We start from the raw sequence: 16861 nt of genomic DNA on the forward strand, positions 1-16861 counted from the left end.
GATCATCTCCGAATAGGCTGGAGAGGGATCAAGATTGGGTCCAGGAGTGGAAAGGGCGCTATGGTACTGGATGCCGCGGTGATAGTCACCTGTCAAAATAGCCCCAGCTGCCCTGTCACTATTGTAGCAAAATCATCGTCGACAAAGGGAAGAATTCCTTCCGCGACCGGCTGTAATTGTTTCGACAAATAGTGATCGTAATCGAGCGGCGACTGCTGATAATCGACCGGCTCCGGGCCGCCGGTGGTCCAGACATATTTGATGCTGCCGCGCTGCTGGTACTGCTGCGGCCTGCCCAGCCTGACGTTGTGCTCGTCGGCAAGCCTTGCCGCGCGGACGTGCGGCGGAACGTTGCGCTGATATTCCGCCAGCGGCCGGCGCAGCCGCTTGCGGTAGATAAGCCGATCGTCGAGCTCGCCGTTCATCAGCCGATTAATCGTCTCCAGAACGTAGTCGCGATAGGGCTGGTTGCGGAAAATGCGCAGATATAGCTCCTGCTGAAACTGCTGCGCCAGCGGCGTCCAGTCGGTTCGCACCGTCTCCAGCCCTTTAAAGACCATTCTCTGCTCCTGCGCCTCCTGAATCATCCCGGCGTAGCGCTTTTTGCTGCCGGTATCGGCGCCGCGGATAGTCGGCATTAAAAAGCGGCAGAAGTGGGTTTCAAACTCCAGCTCGAGGGTGCTGGTGAGGCGCGATTTCCCCAGCTCGGTGGCCCACCAGTCGTTGACGTAAGCCACCAGCGACCGGCCGATGTTCGCCGCCTCCTGTTCATCATGGGCGCGCCTGAGCCAGACAAAGGTGGAGTCGGTGTCGCCGTAGATAACGTCATAGCCCTGCGACTCAATCAGCGCTTTGGTCTGGCGCATGATGGCGTGGCCGCGCATGGTGATTGACGAGGCCAGGCGCGGGTCGAAAAAGCGGCAGGCGCTGGTACCGAGCACGCCGTAAAAGGCGTTCATAATGATCTTCAACGCCTGCGATAGCGGCTTGTTTTTATGCCGCTTGGCGTCGTCGCGCCCGTGCCAAATCTGGCCGACGATATCCGGCAGGCAGTGCTTCTCGCGGGAGAAGCGCGCGCCGAGAAAGCCTTCTGTGCTGTGCTCGTCATCGGGCTGGGCGCTGCCTTCGACGAGCCCCACCGGGTCAATCAGAAAGGTGCGGATAATCGAGGGGTACAGGCTTTTGTAGTCTAGGACCAGCACCGAATCGTACAGGCCGGGACGGGAGTCCATCACGTAACCGCCGGGGCTGGCCTGCGGCGGCACTTCGCCGAGATTGGGCGCAACGTAGCCCAGCCGGTGCATGCGCGGAAAATAGAGGTGGCTGAAGGCGGCCACCGACCCGCCGTGGCGGTCGGCGGGCAGGCCGTTAACCGTGGCGCGCTCCAGCAGAAAGGGCACGATCTCCGTTTTCTGGAAGATGCGCGTCACCAGCTCGCAGTCCTGCAGGTTGTAGGTTGCCAGCGCGGGCTTATCCTCGCTGAAGCGGCGGTCGATTTCGTCCATCCGATCCCAGGGATTATCAATCGCTTTGCCTTCACCCAGCAGCTCGCGCGCGACCGTCTCAAGCGAAAAAGAGGGGAAGTTCCAGAACGCCGATTTCAGCGCCTCAATGCCGTCGATAATCAGCCGCCCGCTGGCCTGGGCGAAGAATACGCCATTTTTAAAACCGTGCTCGCGCCACTCCAGCTCGCTGTTGCCGCGGCCGAGCAGCAGCGGAATACGGTAGCGCTCGGCGTGTTTTTGCAGCACGCGCAGGTCGAACTGGACGACGTTCCAGCCGATCAGGATGTCCGGGTCGTGGGCGGCAAACCAGGCGTTGAGCTTTTCCAGCAGCTGTGGGCGGCTGGCGACATACTCCAGCTGAAAATCGACCGCGGGAGCGGCCGCCGGCTCTGGCCCGAGCATGTAGACAACCCGCTGGCCGCAGCCCTCCAGGCCGATGCAGTACAGCTCGCCGTGGCGGCTGGTTTCGATATCCAGCGAGACCCATTTCAGCGGCGGCCGGTAGAGCGGGCTGGCCTTCATGCGGGCGTTGATCAGCCGCGCGCCGCGCGCTTCGCCTTCGACCCAAACCGGCGCGGTAATAAAGCGCTCCATCAGATAGCGTTCCGGGGGGCGGACATCGCCTTCGTAGACGGTCACGCCCTGTTCGCGCAGCTTCTTTTCCAGGCGCATCAGCTGGCGATGGGCGCGGCAGTAAAGGCCGAAAACCGGCTGGCGGTGAAAGTCTTTCAGGGTGAGCGGGGCGAGGCGCAGGCCATTTTCGCCCTGCAGCAGGCGCTCAGCCTGGGCGCGCTGCGCTTCGGGGATAAAGGCCACGGACTCCTGCGGCGGCAGGGTGACCTGAAGGGGACCGTCGTCGGTTGCCAGCCAAAAGGTCAGCTCCGTGCCCTGGGGGGTATCCCGCCAGTGACGGGTCAATAAAAAACCTTCTCGTGGCTGAGTCACGCCGCGCTCTCATCAAGTCAAACCAGGCCTGAGTATAGCCTGGTTGATGACAAGGTGCTGGGGTTTTATACAGTCATTTGACGCTACTGCCCGTAATAGGCCTTCGCGCCGTGCTTGCGTAAATAGTGCTTATCCAGCAGGGTTTGCTGCATCTCCGGCAGCTGCGGCGCCAGCTGGCGGCAGAAAATTCCCATATAGGCGATCTCTTCCAGCACGATGGCGTTATGCACCGCATCTTCCGCGTTTTTGCCCCACGCGAACGGGCCGTGGGAGTGCACCAGCACGCCGGGCATTTGCGCCGGGTCGATGGCGTTCTCGCGGAAGGTTTCGACGATAACGCGCCCGGTTTCCCACTCATACTCGCCGTTGATTTCGCTGTCGGTCATCAGGCGGGTACAGGGAACCGCGCCGTAGAAGTAGTCGGCATGGGTAGTGCCGGTTGCCGGGATGGACTGGCCCGCCTGCGCCCAGATGGTCGCATGGCGCGAATGGGTATGGACGATACCGCCGAGGGTCGGGAAGGCCTGGTACAGCAGGCGATGGGTTGGGGTATCCGACGAGGGTTTCTTTTTCCCTTCCACCACTTCGCCGGTTTCGAGGCTCACCACCACCATATCCTCAGCGCTCATCGCGCTATAGTCGACGCCCGACGGCTTGATCACCAGCAGGCCCCGCTCGCGGTCGACGGCGCTGACGTTGCCCCAGGTTAAGGTCACCAGGTTGTGCCTGGGCAGCGCGAGGTTTGCTTCCAGCACCTGACGTTTCAGATCTTCTAACATTGTGTACTCCGAATTGCGGGTCAGCGCGGTTTCCCCTTTTCTCCTCTTTGCCGCGGCGCAGAGGGTGAAAAGGGGACGACCTTTTAACGTTTACCGGCGTAATAAACTTCGTTCCAGCGCAGCGCGTCTTTGAAAGAAGGCAGGCGGGTTTCGCTATCAATCACGGTCAGCTCGATATCATGCAGCTCCGCAAACTGGCGCATATCGTCGAGCGTCAGGGAGTGGCTGAAGACCGTATGGTGCGCGCCGCCGGCAATGATCCAGGCTTCGGACGCGGTGCGGAGATCCGGCTGCGCTTTCCACAGCGCGTTGGCCACCGGCAGCTTCGGCAGTTCGTGCGGGGTCGGCACCGTTTCAACGGTGTTAACCAGCAGGCGATAGCGATCGCCGAGATCGATCAGGCTGGCGACGATCGCCGGGCCGGTCTGGGTGTTGAAGATCAGGCGCGCAGGGTCGGCTTTACCGCCAATGCCCAGCGGCTGGACGTCGAGGATCGGTTTTTCCGCCGTGGAGATGGTTGGGCAGACCTCCAGCATATGCGAGCCGAGCACCAGATCGTTGCCGTTGTCGAAGTGGTAGGTGTAATCCTCCATAAAGGAGGTGCCGCCCTGCAGACCGGTTGACATCACCTTCATGATGCGAAGCAGGGCGGCGGTTTTCCAGTCGCCTTCGCCCGCAAAGCCGTAGCCCTGCTGCATCAGACGCTGCACGGCGAGGCCCGGAAGCTGCTTCAGGCCGTGTAAATCTTCAAAGGTGGTGGTGAAGGCGTGGAAGCCGCCCTGCTGCAGGAAGCGTTGCATGCCCAGCTCGATACGCGCGGCATCGAGAACGTTCTGCCGCTTATCGCCGTGCACCTGCGCTGCCGCGGTCAGGCGGTAGCTGCTTTCATACTCATCAACCAGGGCGCTGATCTCGCCTTCGCTGATGTCGTTGACCACCTGCACCAGATCGCCCACCGGCCAGGTATTGACCGAGAAGCCGAATTTGATCTGCGCGGCGACCTTATCGCCATCGGTGACCGCCACTTCGCGCATGTTATCGCCAAAGCGGCAGACTTTCAGATGACGGGTATCCTGCTTCGAAACCGCCTGGCGCATCCACGAGCCGATGCGCTGATGGGCGTCGCGATCCTGCCAGTGGCCGGTCACCACGCTATGCTGCTGGCGCATACGGGCGCCAATAAAGCCAAACTCGCGGCCGCCGTGCGCGGTCTGGTTGAGGTTCATAAAGTCCATATCGATGCTGTCCCACGGCAGCGAGGCGTTGTACTGGGTGTGGAACTGCAGCAGCGGTTTATTGAGGATGGTCAGGCCGTTAATCCACATCTTGGCCGGAGAGAAGGTGTGCAGCCACACCACCATGCCGGCGCATTTATCATCGTAGTTAGCGTCGCGGCAGATGTGGGTGATTTCGTCCGGCGTGGTGCCCAGCGGCTTTAATACCAGCCGGCACGGCAGTTTTGCCTCGGCGTTCAGGCTGTTCACCACGTGCTCGGCATGCTTCGTAACCTGACGCAGCGCTTCCGCGCCGTACAGATGCTGGCTGCCAATCACGAACCAGACTTCATAGTTATCAAAAATCGTCATTTTGGTGTCCTTAATGGGTGAGAGCTGGCTGAGATTGCGAGGCTTTTTCCGCCTGTGCAGCCGAAGGGAGATACTGTTGTTCAGCGCTGACTGACCATTGCTGGTAGCGCTGATAGAGCTGTTCGAAGCGCTGGGCCTGGGCCGGGCGCGGCTGCAGGGTGCTTTCGACCCGGCTTGCCATATGCTGCTGGGCCGTTGGAATATCGCGATACACGCCGGCGGAGACGGCGGCAAAGATGGCCGCACCCAGCGCACAGCACTGATCGGAGGCGACAATCTGCAGCGGTCGGTTCAGCACGTCGCAGCAGGCCTGCATGATGACCGGGTTTTTGCGCGCGATGCCGCCCAGCGCCATCACGTTGTTGACCGGGATCCCCTGGTCGGTGAAGCACTCCATAATGGCGCGCGCGCCGAAGGCGGTGGCCGCCACCAGGCCGCCAAACAGCGCCGGCGCATCGGTGGCGAGATTCAGATCGGTGATGACCCCTTTCAGGCGCTGGTTAGCGTTTGGAGTACGCCGTCCGTTGAACCAGTCCAGCACCACCGGCAGATGGTCGAGGGAGGGATTTTTCGCCCACGCCTCGGTCAGCGCCGGCAGCAGCTGCTTCTGGCTGGCGCGGATCGGCTCTTTCAGCTCCGGATGGGCAAGCGCCAGCTGCTCCAGCGGCCAGCCGAGAATGCGGCCAAACCAGGCGTAGATATCGCCAAAAGCCGACTGCCCGGCTTCCAGACCGATAAAGTCAGGCACTACGCTGCCGTCGACCTGGCCGCAGATGCCTTTCACCGTGCGGGAGCCAACGCTGTGCTTATCGGCAATGAGGATGTCGCAGGTGGAGGTGCCGATAACCTTAACCAGCGTATTCGGCTGTGCGCCGGCGCCTACCGCGCCCATATGGCAGTCGAAGGCGCCGCCGGAGATGGTCACCGTTTCCGCCAGGCCCAGGCGCTGCGCCCATTCGGCGCTGAGCGTGCCGACCGGCACGTCGGCGGTCCAGGTGTCGCTAAACATCGGCCAGCTGAGGTGCTGATTGATAACCGGGTCGAGTTCGTCGAAGAAGCTGGCCGGCGGCAGGCCGCCCCAGTCGGCGTGCCACAGGGATTTGTGCCCGGCGCTGCAGCGGCCGCGGCGTATATCCTGCGGGCGGGTGGTCGCGGAGAGCAGCGCTGGAACCCAGTCGCACAGCTCGATCCATGAGGCTGCTGCCTGCGCAACGGCGCTATCCTGACGGGTGACGTGAAGGATCTTGGCCCAGAACCATTCGCTGGAGTAGATGCCGCCGATATAGCGGGAGTAGTCCTCTTTGCCCGGCTGGTGGCACAGGCGGGTGATAGCCTCCGCCTCTTCCACCGCGGTATGGTCTTTCCACAGCACGAACATCGCATTCGGGTTGTTGGCGAACTCTTCCCGCAGGGCCAGCACGTTGCCGTCGGCGTCAATCGGCGCCGGCGTCGAGCCGGTGCTGTCAACGCCGATACCGACGACGGCGGCGCGCTGCTCGGGGCTCAGCAGCGCCAGCACGCTTTTCAGCGCGGCTTCCATTGATTCAATGTAATCACGCGGGTGGTGGCGAAACTGATTATTCGGGGCGTCGCAAAACAGCCCCTCCTGCCAGCGCGGGTACCACTCTACGCTGGAGGCGAGCTCTTCGCCGGTGGCGCATTCCACCGCCAGAGCGCGAACTGAATCACTACCAAAATCGAGGCCAATCGCAATTGCCATGCTGTTACTCCATGCTGAAAACCATTCATGGTGAAACAGTAGATATCCTCAGGAAAAACCGTCAGGCCGTATTCGCTAATCTTATGGATTATATTGCTATGCCATCGCAAAGTGTGACGCCGTGCAAATATTCAATGTGGACTTTCCTGCCGTATTTATAGACACTTTTGTTATGCGCTGGAATGGCTTACATTGAGCGTTGTTGTCGATTTTTGCTGAAATCAGGCGGGTTTTAATTCGAATTTCAACCCGCATCCCATTACGGGAAGCGCGCTTAGCGATAAAATAACGAATATGGACAATTGGTGTCCAGTACCTCTCCGGGAGAGCTGAGTTTATGGCTGAAACACAAAACGATCCTTTGCTACCGGGCTACTCTTTTAACGCCCACCTGGTGACGGGGCTGACGCCGATTGATGCGGAAGGCTATCTGGATTTCTTTATTGACCGCCCGCTCGGCATGAAAGGCTTCATCCTCAATCTGACGATCCGCGGTGAAGGGGTGATCAACAACCAGGACGAGCAGTTTGTCTGCCGGCCTGGCGATATTTTACTCTTCCCGCCGGGGGAGATTCATCACTACGGCCGCCATCCTGATGCCCGCGAGTGGTATCACCAGTGGGTCTACTTCCGTCCGCGGGCCTACTGGCATGAGTGGCTGAACTGGCCGACGATTTTCGCCCACACCGGCTTTTTCCGTCCCGATGAGCAGTGGCAGACGCGCTTTGGCGAGCTTTTCGGCCAGATCGTTGACGCCGGACAGGGGGCCGGGCGCTACTCTGAGCTGCTGGCGATCAACCTGCTGGAACAGCTGCTGCTGCGCCGCATGGAGGCCATTAACGAATCCCTCTATCCGCCGCTGGATAACCGGGTCCGCGACGCCTGCCAGTACATTAGCGATCACCTGGCGGACAGCCATTTTGATATTGCCAGCGTCGCCCAGCACGTCTGCCTGTCGCCGTCGCGGCTGTCGCACCTGTTCCGCCAGCAGCTGGGCATTAGCGTGCTGGGGTGGCGGGAAGATCAGCGGATCAGCCAGGCCAAGCTGCTGCTGAGCACCACGCGAATGCCCATCGCGACGGTGGGACGCAACGTTGGCTTTGAAGATCAGCTCTATTTCTCGCGGGTATTTAAAAAATGCACCGGCGCCAGCCCGAGCGAATTCCGTGCGGGATGTGAATAAAACGTAAATAAAGTGAAATGATGCCCCGGAAAATTGTCACAACCAGTAAACTATTCAGACAATTGATGGCTTGACGAAGGCGCGACGGCTCTGGAGAATCCGTGCTTCGTTTTTAAACCGGGCACACTATGCAAGCATTGCTGGAACATTTTATCACCCAATCCACGGTCTACTCGCTGATAGCCGTGATGCTGGTCGCCTTTCTTGAATCGCTGGCGCTGGTCGGGCTGATACTGCCGGGCACGGTGATGATGGCCGGGCTGGGCGCGCTGATCGGCAGCGGTGAGGTTAACTTCTGGCAGGCGTGGCTGGCGGGTATCGTCGGCTGTTTATTCGGCGACTGGATCTCATTCTGGCTCGGCTGGCGGTTTAAAAAACCGCTGCATCGCTGGTCGTTTATGAAGAAAAACAAGGCGCTGCTTGATAAGACCGAGCACGCGCTGCATCAGCACAGCATGGTCACGATCCTGATCGGGCGCTTCGTTGGGCCGACGCGGCCGCTGGTGCCGATGGTTGCCGGGATGCTCGACCTGCCGGTGGCGAAATTTATTCTGCCGAATATTATCGGCTGCCTGCTGTGGCCGCCGCTCTACTTTTTACCGGGCATTCTTGCCGGCGCGGCCATTGATATCCCCGCCGATGAGAACAGCGCCAGCTTTAAGTGGCTGCTGCTGGGTGCCGCGCTGCTGGCGTGGCTGGCAGGCTGGCTCTGCTGGCGCCTGTGGCGTAGCGCGAAAACAAGCGATCGCTTGACCCGGCTGCTGCCGCGCGCGCGCCTGCTGTGGCTGTCACCCCTGGCGCTGGTGCTGGCGGGCGTGGCGTTAACTCTGGTGGTTCGCCACCCGCTAATGCCGGTCTATCTCAATATTCTGCACCACGTTATCGCGCGCTGATCCCGAGCAGATGCGAGGCGCTGCTGTTGCCGCTTAAGAGCGCATCGGTGGCGCCATCCCAGGCGATGCGCCCGTCGGCCACCACCAGCGACCGAGGGGCGATGCGGGCGGCATCCTCCACGCTATGCGACACCATCAGCAGCGTCAAACTGCGGCGCTGGCACACCTCCGCAACCAAAATCAGCATCTCCTGGCGCAGCGCCGGATCGAGCGCGGAAAACGGCTCATCCAGCAGCAGTACCGGCTGCTCGCGCACCAGACAGCGCGCCAGCGCCGCGCGCTGGCGCTGGCCGCCGGAGAGCTCGCCGGGAAGCCTCTCCAGCAGGGAATCGATGCCCATCTGTTCGGCAATGGCCAGCAGGCTGGCGTTTTGCCCGGCGCTCAGCTTGAGGCCAGGGTGCATGCCGAGGCCGATGTTCTGCCGAATGGTGAGATGGTTGAAGAGGTTATTTTCCTGAAACAGCATTGATACCGGGCGACGGGCGGGCGGCGTCGCGGTATGCGGCTCGCCGTCAATGACGATGCTGCCGCTCGCCGGCGGCAAAAAGCCGGCGATCAGGTTCAGCAGCGTGCTTTTTCCCGCCCCGCTGGGGCCGAGCACCGCAATGCGTTCGCCCCGCTGCACGGAAAGGGTGAAACGCATTGGCAGGTGCTGGTACAGCCAGGTTACATCATTCAGTTTTAACATCACGCCCCGGTAGCTTCTCAATCACGGTAAAGAGGACAAAGCACAGCGCCAGCAGCAGCAGGGCGGTTACGGCACCGTCCTGGCTACGATAGGCGCCAATCTGCTGATACAGATAGAACGGCAGGGTGCGGAAATCGTCGTTGCCGAACAGCGCCACCACGCCGAAATCACCGATCGACAGCACGCAGGCAAAGGCCAGCGCCTGGGCCAGCGGGCGCTTCAGGGCGCGCAGCTCAACGACCCTCAGGCGGGTAAAGCCGCTTATTCCCAGCGAATTGCAGAGCATGCCGTAGCGCACGGCAACGTCGCGCATCGGGTTTTCCAGCACCTTCAGCGCATAGGGGATGGCCATCAGCGCATTGGTGAAGATAACGATGCCGTCGGCGGAGTCGGGCAGGCCAACGCTATTATTGAGCAGTAAAAAGAAGCCGGTCGCGAGCACAATCCCCGGCATGGCGAGGATCAGCATCCCGCTGAGCTCCAGCGCCTGGCCGGCCAGCGGGCGGCTGCGGATACGCAGCTCGCGGCTGCTCCACAGCAGCATCATCGTTAGAATCACGCTGAGTATCCCGGCGGCCAGCGCGATGCGCAGGGAGGTCGACAGGGCTTGCCATAGCTCAGGCTGGGCCAGTACCCGCGCCAGATTGTTATTCAGGCCATCAATGATGACCGCCAGCAGAGGCGGCAGCAGCAGCAGCAGCGCGACGGCAATCAGCACGAAGTCGGTGAGGCGGCTGTGCAGGCGATCGTCGGGGTCGCGCCAGCCGCGAACGTGGGTCACGCCGATCGCCACGGCCTTGCTCAGGCGCTGGCTGAGCAGCACCAGCCCGAGGCAGCAGCTCATCTGGATCAGCGCCAGCATCGCCGCGCGGGCCGGATCGTAATCAAAGCTTAGCGCCTGATAGATTGCCAGCTCAATGGTGGTGGCCCGCGGGCCGCCGCCAAGAGAGAGGACGGTCGCGAAGCTGGCGAAGCAGAGCATAAAGATCAGCGCCGCCACCGGAGGAATTTGCCGCCGCAGCCACGGCCACTCGACGAAGCGGAAAAAGTGAAAGCCGCGCATGCCAAGCTGGGCCGCAATTTGCCGCTGTTCGCCGGGGATATTCTCCAGCGCCTGCAGCAGCAGGCGGGTCGCCATCGGCATATTGAAGAAGACGTGCGCCAGCAGGATCCCCTGCAGCCCGTAGGGCGAGAAATCCCACTGCCATCCCAGCGCGTTAAATGCCGCCGCCAGCCAGCCCTGGCGTCCGTAAACGCTCAGGATGCCAAATACCGCCACCAGTACCGGCAGGATGAGCGTCATCGCGCACAGGCGCAGCAGCAGCGTGCGGCCGGGAAAGCGGCGCCGGTAGAGGGCGCGGGCAAGAAATATGGCCGGCACCACCGAGAGCAGCGCCGAAAGAAACGCCTGCCAGAAGGAGAAGCGAACGACGTGCCAGAGATAGCTATCGCCGACGATAGTCATCCAGGCCGCCTCCGGCGCGCTGCTCCAGAGCGCCAGAAAAGCGGCCAGCGCCACCACGACCAGCACGGTGGCGGCCGTCAGGCCCGGCAGCAGCCAGCCGATGGTTAGCGGCTGACGGCGCGTTGCCATGCGTTAATCCAGTTCTGCCGTTCGCCAGCGACCTGCTGCGGAGTGAACTCCAGGGTGGTCTGCGGTTTGATCAGCGTGTCAAAGCCGGCAGGGAGCGTCACCTGAGTGACCGGGTACATCCAGTTGCCCGCCGGAATCGCATTCTGGAACCCCGGAGAGACCATAAACTTAAGGAACTTCTCCGCCAGCTCCGGCTGCTTGCTGGCCGCGGTGCGGGCCGCCACTTCGACCTGCAGGTAGTGGCCTTCGCTGAAGCCGGCCGCCGCGTAGTTATCTTTTTTCTCTTCGATGATGTGATAGGCCGGAGAGGTGGTATAGCTCAGCACCAGATCGCTTTCCCCCTTCAGGAACAGGCCGTAGGCCTCGCTCCAGCCCTTGGTGACGGTGACGGTTTTCGCCGCCAGCTTCTCCCACGCCTGCGGGGATTTATCGCCGTACACCTTCTGCATCCACAGCAGCAGGCCGAGGCCCGGCGTGCTGGTGCGCGGATCTTCGTAGATCACCCGCCATTTCTGGTCGCTCTCAACCAGCTCCTTCAGGCTTTTAGGCGGATTTTTGAGCTTGTTTTTATCGTAGACGAAGGCGAAATAGCCGTAATCAAAGGGGACGAAGGTATCGTTGTTCCAGCCGCCGGGTACCCTGAGCGCGTCGGTCGGCACGTTGCTTTTGGCGAATAGCTTGCTTTGCGCCGCCGCTTCCAGCAGGTTGTTGTCCAGTCCGAGCACCACATCGGCTTTGCTGTTTTTGCCTTCCATGCGCAGGCGATTCAGCAGCGAAACGCCGTCTTCCAGCGCCACGAACTTCAGCTCGCAGCCGCAGTCGGCTTCAAAGGCCTTTTTGACGGCCGGACCCGGGCCCCAGTCCGCAGAAAAGGAGTCGTAGGTATAGACGGTGAGAACGGGTTTAGCCAACGCGGGAGCGGCGACCAGCACCAGCAGCGGGAGTAATTTTTTCAACACTTTGCACCTCACAAAAAAGGGGTGGCAAAGGATTTTGAGTGAGCCTCAAATCCCTTCGCCGGCGTTATCCGGATCAGGTTCGACGGGTATTTTCTCAGCCCATACGCTGCATCCTGCAGGCTGTCACGATGCAACCTGAATGAAGCGGCGTATGTTTATTAGCACCCCGTTGAGAACGGCGACTAGTGTAATGATTTTGTTAGCGGACCGAAAGTGCTTAAGCGCCCGCTGGGGAAGGCGCTAGGGTTCCGGCGGCGCAAACCACGCCGATTTAAAATCAAACCAGCCGAGGGTATTCATCCTCACGCCGCGCATGCTGCGCTGGCCCTGGATCATCAGCCAGTGGTGGATCAACGGGACGATCGTCTGGTTGGCCAGCAGCTGCTGGCTCCAGGTCGCAGGGTTTAACTCGCCCGCATGCCAGCGGCCAGCGTCCTCCTCCCAGTCAATCGGGATGCAGTGGCGAATGAGCGGGACTTCATACAGCCAGGCGAAGAGGGAGAAGTCGATCGGCAGGGTAAAGTTGGCGCTGTTTAGCCAGATGTCGCTGACCACCTCGCCGCGGTGCCACTCCGCGTATTCCAGCTCGCGGATCTCCAGCCTGACCTGATGCTCGGCTAACAGCGTCGCCATAATGCCGCCGATCGCGCGATGCTCAATGTGGTCCTGATAATAGGTCAGCGTCACCGACTCGAGGCCCGCGGGCTTCTCGCAGGCGTGGCTGCGCGCGTGGTGCCAGCGCGGCAGCAGGCCGTAGGCCGGGAACCAGTTGCCCTGGTAATGTTCGCCCGCGTGGTAGAGCAGGTTCGCCGGCTGGAACAGATAGCTCAGCCACTGGCGGACGGCGGCATTGGCGCCAAGCGGGCTGCGGGAATCAAACAGCAGGTAGTAGCAGCCCTCTTCCAGGCGGCTTTCGACGGCTTTCTCGCTCTGGGTGGTGCCCTGCAGGGTTAAGCCGCCGTTCGACTCCTCGCCAATCTCCGGCAGCACCCAGACGTTGACCTCGTCAATTAATGCCCGATAGCCGAAGTAGTCGTCGAAGGCGTGGATCTTAAGCTGGTTTTGGTTATTGCGCGCGACGGCATAGGGGCCGGTGCCGATCGGCATCGAGGAGTAGTTCTCCATCGACTGCCATTCGCGCGGCAGTATCACCGCTGAAACCTGGCCCAGCAGCCACGGCAGCCAGCGATCCGGCTGCGTCAGATGGATATCCAGCGTCCAGGCGGTCGGCGAGACGATGCGCTCAATATGGGCGTACAGCGGCAGGGCGTTGCTGCGCTGCAAAGAGGCGATCACGTCCTCCATTTCCAGCTCGCGTCCGTGGTGAAAGTGGATGCCGGGACGCAAAAAAAAGCGCCAGTGGGTGGCCGATAGCTGCTGCCAGTGGTGGGCAATATCGGCTTCCAGTTCCCCGTTTTCCTCATTTACCCGCGTCAGGGCGCTGAAGATTTGCCGGGCGATATGGTTTTCCGAACGGCGCAGCGCGCTGCCGGGGAGCAGATTTTTCATCGGCCGATAGTAGAGCACGCGCAGAATATGCCGCCCCTGGCGAAAGCTCCGTCCGAGGTGGGAGACCAGCATCTGGCGCACGGCGGCCTTATCGCCGACCAGCTGCACCAGCTGATCGATGCGATCCTGCTCCAGCAGATCTTCCGCCCGCTGCTGCTGCAGCGCTAGGCCGGTGTAGAGGAAAGCCAGCTTTGAGCGCTTACCGCGTCCCGCTTCCGCCTCCCAGGTTAGCCAGCCGCGCTCTTCCATCATGTTCAGCAGGGTTCGCATATGACGGCGCGAGCAGCTTAGCATCTCAGCCAGCTCGTTGAGCGTCGTCTCCTGCGACCTCCCTTCGCAGCATTGCCACAGGCGGATGAACTGTTGTTGCAGACGGGCAGAAGACATAAAAGGGGAACTCCTGATGAAAACTCAGCAATTTATTAATCCTCATATTAGGCCAATAATGGATTTCGATGAAGCGAGGAGATGAATATGACGAGGTCAACCGCTAAACAGTTCTACCAACGCTACTTTTCTGCGACGCAGGATGCGTCATGGCTAGCCCGCCTGATGGCAGGACGACGGCAGGAAATACTCGGCGAGCTGATGCAGTGGGGAGTTACGTCGCCGACCTCCGATCGTTAACTTGCCGATATCATGTGTGACTGAGTATTGGTGCGTACCTGTCCACTTTCGCGTTCCCGGCATTAGCGCGGCCTGCTTGTAGCGGCCGTCGGCCTGTAACCTGAAGCAGATAGAGTATAAAATCACCCGCCAGCAGATGACTTCTGCTGGCTTTTTTCGTTTTCTTCGCGTGCTAAGGACATGACATGCTGTGGTTAATGACGATGGGACGGCGGCTTAACGGCGTCTATGCGGCTTTTATGCTGGTCGCTTTTATGATGGGGATTGCCGGTGCGCTGCAGGCCCCGACGCTCAGCCTGTTTCTCAGCCGTGAGGTGGGCGCGCAGCCTTTCTGGGTCGGTCTGTTTTACACCGTTAACGCCATTGCCGGGATCGCGGTCAGCCTGGCGCTGGCGAAGCGCTCCGATAGCCAGGGCGACCGCCGCCGGCTGATTATGTTCTGCTGCCTGATGGCCGTGGGCAACGCGCTGCTGTTTGCCTTCAATCGCCACTACTTAACCCTGATTACCTGCGGCGTGATGCTGGCATCTATCGCCAATGCCGCGATGCCGCAGCTGTTCGCCCTGGCGCGGGAGTATGCCGACAGCTCGGCGCGGGAAGTGGTGATGTTCAGTTCGATCATGCGCGCCCAGCTGTCGCTGGCGTGGGTTATCGGCCCGCCGCTGGCCTTTATGCTGGCGCTGAACTACGGCTTTACCACCATGTTCTCCATTGCGGCCGCTATTTTTGTGATTAGCCTGGTACTGATCGCCTGCAAGCTGCCGTCGGTGGCGCGGGTGGAGCAGCCTTCCGAGGCGGCAGGCGCGGTGGCGCAGGCCGGCGGCTGGCAGGATAAAAACGTGCGCATGCTGTTTATCGCCTCGACGCTGATGTGGACCTGCAACACCATGTACATCATCGATATGCCGCTGTGGATCAGCAGCGATCTCGGCCTGCCGGATAGCCTGGCCGGGATCCTGATGGGCACCGCGGCCGGGCTGGAGATCCCGGCGATGATTCTGGCGGGCTACTACGTCAAACGCTGGGGCAAGCGTCGCATGATGGTCGCCGCCGTAGCCGCCGGGGTGCTGTTCTACGCCGGGCTGATCCTGTTCCACGACCGCACGGCGCTGCTGGCGCTGCAGCTGTTTAACGCGATTTTTATCGGTATTGTCGCCGGGATCGGCATGCTGTGGTTCCAGGACCTGATGCCGGGACGCGCGGGAGCGGCCACCACGCTGTTTACCAACAGTATTTCCACCGGCGTGATCCTCGCCGGCGTGCTGCAGGGGGCGCTGTCGCAGAGCTACGGCCACGCCAGCGTTTACTGGGCGATCGCGGCGATTTCGCTGGTGACCCTGTTTTTAACCGGCAAAGTGAAAGATATCTAGCCCGCCCGTTACCCGCCCGCGGATCGCCGCGGGCGGGCGAGTTCAGGAGAGGATATCGATCGTTTCCCGCAGCTGGCGGATGGCGATTTGCCCCGGCGCAGAGGCCTGGCCCGCGCTGCCGAACGTCATCGCTGAACCAAACAGTCGCCCGGTAACCCGGCTGATGCCGCCCATTTTGCCCATCGACATAGTGACGATCGGGCCGGTAGCGTGCTTCTCCTTCATCGCCAGCGTGGCGGAGAGGAGCGTCAGCACATCCTGCGGAGACTGCGGCATGACCGCTATTTTCGGCAGGTCGGCACCCAGCTCCTGCATGCGGCAGAGGCGGCGAATAATCTCCTCTTCGGGCGGCGTTTTCTGGAAATCATGATTGCTGACGATCGTCTTAACGCCGGCGGCGTGGGCATCATCGATCAGGGTGCGGATCTGCGTCTCATCGTTGAAGAGCTCGATATCAATCACCTCGACCAGCCCGCTGAGCGCGACCTGACGGTTAAGCGCAAAATAGTCCGCCTCGTCGAGCTGCGCCTCGCCGCCCTCCTTTTGGCTGCGGAAGGTGAACAGCAGCGGCGTATCGGCGAGGATCTGGCGAACTTCAGCCAGCGCCAGCAGTACCTGTTCGGTCCTGCCGACCTGGGCAAAGCCGTCGGCGCGCCATTCGATAATATCGGCATCGACTTCTACCAGCGCCCGAGCGCGAGCCTTCAGCTCATCGAGGGTTTGGCCCATCAGCGGGACGCAGATTCGGGTGGTACCTTGCTGGAAGGTGAGGTTCTTAACCGTTACGGTTGTCGTCATATCGAGGCCTGTGCGAATTTCCTGAGGCCTTCTCAGCTCAGAAGGCATAAAAAAATGCCCGGTCATGGACCGGGCAGGGGAGCCGCTGGCGGCTTTAGTTCATAAAGGCCGGCTGCTTGTTCTCGTAGGCGGAGATCGCCCCTTCGTGCTGCAGCGTCAGGCCGATGCTATCGAGGCCGTTCAGCATGCAGTGGCGGCGGAAGGCGTCGATTTTAAAGCTGTACGACTTGTCGCCTGCTTTCACCACTTCGGCTTCCAGATCCACCTCGAACGTAATGCCAGGGTTGGCCTGCACCAGCTTAAACATCTCGTCGACCTGCTCGTCGCTCAGGGTCACCGGCAGCAGCTGGTTGTTGAAGCTGTTGCCGTAGAAGATGTCGGCGAAGCTTGGCGCGATCACCACCTTAAAGCCGTAGTCGGTTAAAGCCCAGGGCGCGTGTTCGCGCGATGAGCCGCAGCCAAAGTTCTCCCGCGCCAGCAGAATCGAGGCGCCTTTGTACTCCGGGAAGTTGAGAATGAACTCCGGATTCGGCTGCTGCCCCTGGTCATCGAGGAAGCGCCAGTCGTTGAACAGGTGCGCGCCAAAACCGGTGCGGGTGACTTTCTGCAGGAACTGCTTGGGAATGATCGCATCGGTATCGACGTTTGCGGCATCCAGCGGAACCACCAGGCCAGTATGTTGGGTAAATTTCTCTGCCATGATGG

At 61.0% G+C, this 16861-nt stretch carries 14 protein-coding genes and 1 riboswitch; of the genes, 4 read left to right on the forward strand and 10 right to left on the reverse strand.

Annotation, left to right across the window (positions count from 1 at the left end):
- Positions 1–92 precede the first annotated feature (92 nt).
- The 4 genes from polB to araB form a co-directional block, all read right to left on the reverse strand.
- Positions 93–2450: a DNA polymerase II gene (gene polB / locus RTE01_RS08570; RefSeq protein ID WP_141334907.1), complete on the reverse strand. Its 2358-nt coding sequence runs from the start codon at positions 2448–2450 to the stop codon at positions 93–95.
- 83 nt (positions 2451–2533) lie between these two features.
- On the reverse strand, positions 2534–3229 hold the full coding sequence (araD, locus tag RTE01_RS08575; protein WP_123552719.1) for an L-ribulose-5-phosphate 4-epimerase: 696 nt from the start codon (positions 3227–3229) through the stop codon (positions 2534–2536).
- An 83-nt stretch (positions 3230–3312) separates the two neighbouring features.
- The gene (gene araA / locus RTE01_RS08580; RefSeq protein WP_041144024.1) at positions 3313–4815 is read right to left on the reverse strand and encodes an L-arabinose isomerase; all 1503 of its coding nucleotides are present in this window, start codon (positions 4813–4815) and stop codon (positions 3313–3315) included.
- A gap of 10 nt (positions 4816–4825) precedes the next feature.
- Positions 4826–6535 (reverse strand): ribulokinase, encoded by a 1710-nt coding sequence (gene araB, locus RTE01_RS08585; protein ID WP_115193576.1) that lies wholly within the window; start codon positions 6533–6535, stop codon positions 4826–4828.
- A gap of 337 nt (positions 6536–6872) precedes the next feature.
- Between araB and araC the strand changes: the two genes are divergently transcribed.
- Complete coding sequence (gene araC / locus RTE01_RS08590) at positions 6873–7718, forward strand: arabinose operon transcriptional regulator AraC (RefSeq protein WP_041144026.1); 846 nt, start codon at positions 6873–6875, stop codon at positions 7716–7718.
- A 128-nt stretch (positions 7719–7846) separates the two neighbouring features.
- Positions 7847–8611, forward strand: coding sequence for a DedA family protein (locus tag RTE01_RS08595; RefSeq protein WP_115193575.1), 765 nt, complete (start codon positions 7847–7849; stop codon positions 8609–8611).
- Here RTE01_RS08595 and thiQ read toward each other — a convergent pair.
- The 4 genes from thiQ to sgrR all read right to left on the reverse strand — a co-directional run bounded on the left by thiQ (position 8598) and on the right by sgrR (position 13748).
- Positions 8598–9299, reverse strand: a complete 702-nt coding sequence (thiQ, locus tag RTE01_RS08600) for a thiamine ABC transporter ATP-binding protein ThiQ (protein ID WP_041144028.1) — start codon at positions 9297–9299, stop codon at positions 8598–8600. The two genes, RTE01_RS08595 and thiQ, sit on opposite strands and share 14 nt — an antisense overlap.
- Positions 9283–10893, reverse strand: a complete 1611-nt coding sequence (gene thiP, locus RTE01_RS08605; protein WP_115193574.1) for a thiamine/thiamine pyrophosphate ABC transporter permease ThiP — start codon at positions 10891–10893, stop codon at positions 9283–9285. Before thiP ends, thiQ begins: the two co-directional genes overlap by 17 nt.
- Positions 10869–11852: a thiamine ABC transporter substrate binding subunit gene (gene thiB / locus RTE01_RS08610; protein WP_041144030.1), complete on the reverse strand. Its 984-nt coding sequence runs from the start codon at positions 11850–11852 to the stop codon at positions 10869–10871. The genes thiP and thiB overlap by 25 nt, the downstream gene beginning before the upstream one ends.
- Before the next feature lie 32 nt (positions 11853–11884).
- Positions 11885–12031: riboswitch (TPP riboswitch) on the reverse strand.
- Positions 12032–12092: 61 nt separating this feature from the next.
- Positions 12093–13748 (reverse strand): HTH-type transcriptional regulator SgrR, encoded by a 1656-nt coding sequence (sgrR, locus tag RTE01_RS08615; protein WP_041144031.1) that lies wholly within the window; start codon positions 13746–13748, stop codon positions 12093–12095.
- Between the two features lie 87 nt (positions 13749–13835).
- On the opposite strand from sgrR, the gene sgrT reads away from it, so the two are divergent.
- Both sgrT and RTE01_RS08625 read left to right on the forward strand, forming a co-directional pair.
- Positions 13836–13988 carry a glucose uptake inhibitor SgrT gene (sgrT, locus tag RTE01_RS08620; protein ID WP_071844885.1) on the forward strand — a complete coding sequence of 51 codons (153 nt, stop codon included), beginning with the start codon at positions 13836–13838 and terminating at the stop codon, positions 13986–13988.
- Positions 13989–14173: 185 nt separating this feature from the next.
- Entirely contained in the window at positions 14174–15358 is a 1185-nt protein-coding gene (locus RTE01_RS08625) for a sugar efflux transporter (protein WP_134525242.1), read from the forward strand.
- Positions 15359–15400: 42 nt separating this feature from the next.
- Here the strand turns inward: RTE01_RS08625 and aroD are convergent, their stop codons facing one another.
- Together aroD and leuD are read right to left on the reverse strand one after the other, a co-directional pair.
- Positions 15401–16156: a type I 3-dehydroquinate dehydratase gene (gene aroD, locus RTE01_RS08630; RefSeq protein WP_141334909.1), complete on the reverse strand. Its 756-nt coding sequence runs from the start codon at positions 16154–16156 to the stop codon at positions 15401–15403.
- Positions 16157–16250: 94 nt separating this feature from the next.
- Complete coding sequence (gene leuD / locus RTE01_RS08635; RefSeq protein WP_041144034.1) at positions 16251–16856, reverse strand: 3-isopropylmalate dehydratase small subunit; 606 nt, start codon at positions 16854–16856, stop codon at positions 16251–16253.
- Positions 16857–16861: the final 5 nt, after the last annotated feature.

Origin of the sequence: Klebsiella terrigena, from assembly GCF_006539725.1 — a bacterium.
Classification (GTDB): Bacteria; Pseudomonadota; Gammaproteobacteria; order Enterobacterales; family Enterobacteriaceae; genus Klebsiella; species Klebsiella terrigena.

Excerpts from the sequence above, each read along its gene's own strand:
- araB (WP_115193576.1), bottom strand. The coding sequence starts at position 6,535 with ATGGCAATTGCGATTGGCCTCGATTTTGGTAGTGATTCAGTTCGCGCT.
- thiP (WP_115193574.1), bottom strand. The coding sequence starts at position 10,893 with ATGGCAACGCGCCGTCAGCCGCTAACCATCGGCTGGCTGCTGCCGGGC.
- araA (WP_041144024.1), bottom strand. The coding sequence starts at position 4,815 with ATGACGATTTTTGATAACTATGAAGTCTGGTTCGTGATTGGCAGCCAG.
- sgrT (WP_071844885.1), top strand. The coding sequence starts at position 13,836 with ATGACGAGGTCAACCGCTAAACAGTTCTACCAACGCTACTTTTCTGCG.
- leuD (WP_041144034.1), bottom strand. The coding sequence starts at position 16,856 with ATGGCAGAGAAATTTACCCAACATACTGGCCTGGTGGTTCCGCTGGAT.
- thiQ (WP_041144028.1), bottom strand. The coding sequence starts at position 9,299 with ATGTTAAAACTGAATGATGTAACCTGGCTGTACCAGCACCTGCCAATG.
- aroD (WP_141334909.1), bottom strand. The coding sequence starts at position 16,156 with ATGACGACAACCGTAACGGTTAAGAACCTCACCTTCCAGCAAGGTACC.
- araD (WP_123552719.1), bottom strand. The coding sequence starts at position 3,229 with ATGTTAGAAGATCTGAAACGTCAGGTGCTGGAAGCAAACCTCGCGCTG.
- araC (WP_041144026.1), top strand. The coding sequence starts at position 6,873 with ATGGCTGAAACACAAAACGATCCTTTGCTACCGGGCTACTCTTTTAAC.
- sgrR (WP_041144031.1), bottom strand. The coding sequence starts at position 13,748 with ATGTCTTCTGCCCGTCTGCAACAACAGTTCATCCGCCTGTGGCAATGC.
- RTE01_RS08595 (WP_115193575.1), top strand. The coding sequence starts at position 7,847 with ATGCAAGCATTGCTGGAACATTTTATCACCCAATCCACGGTCTACTCG.
- RTE01_RS08625 (WP_134525242.1), top strand. The coding sequence starts at position 14,174 with ATGCTGTGGTTAATGACGATGGGACGGCGGCTTAACGGCGTCTATGCG.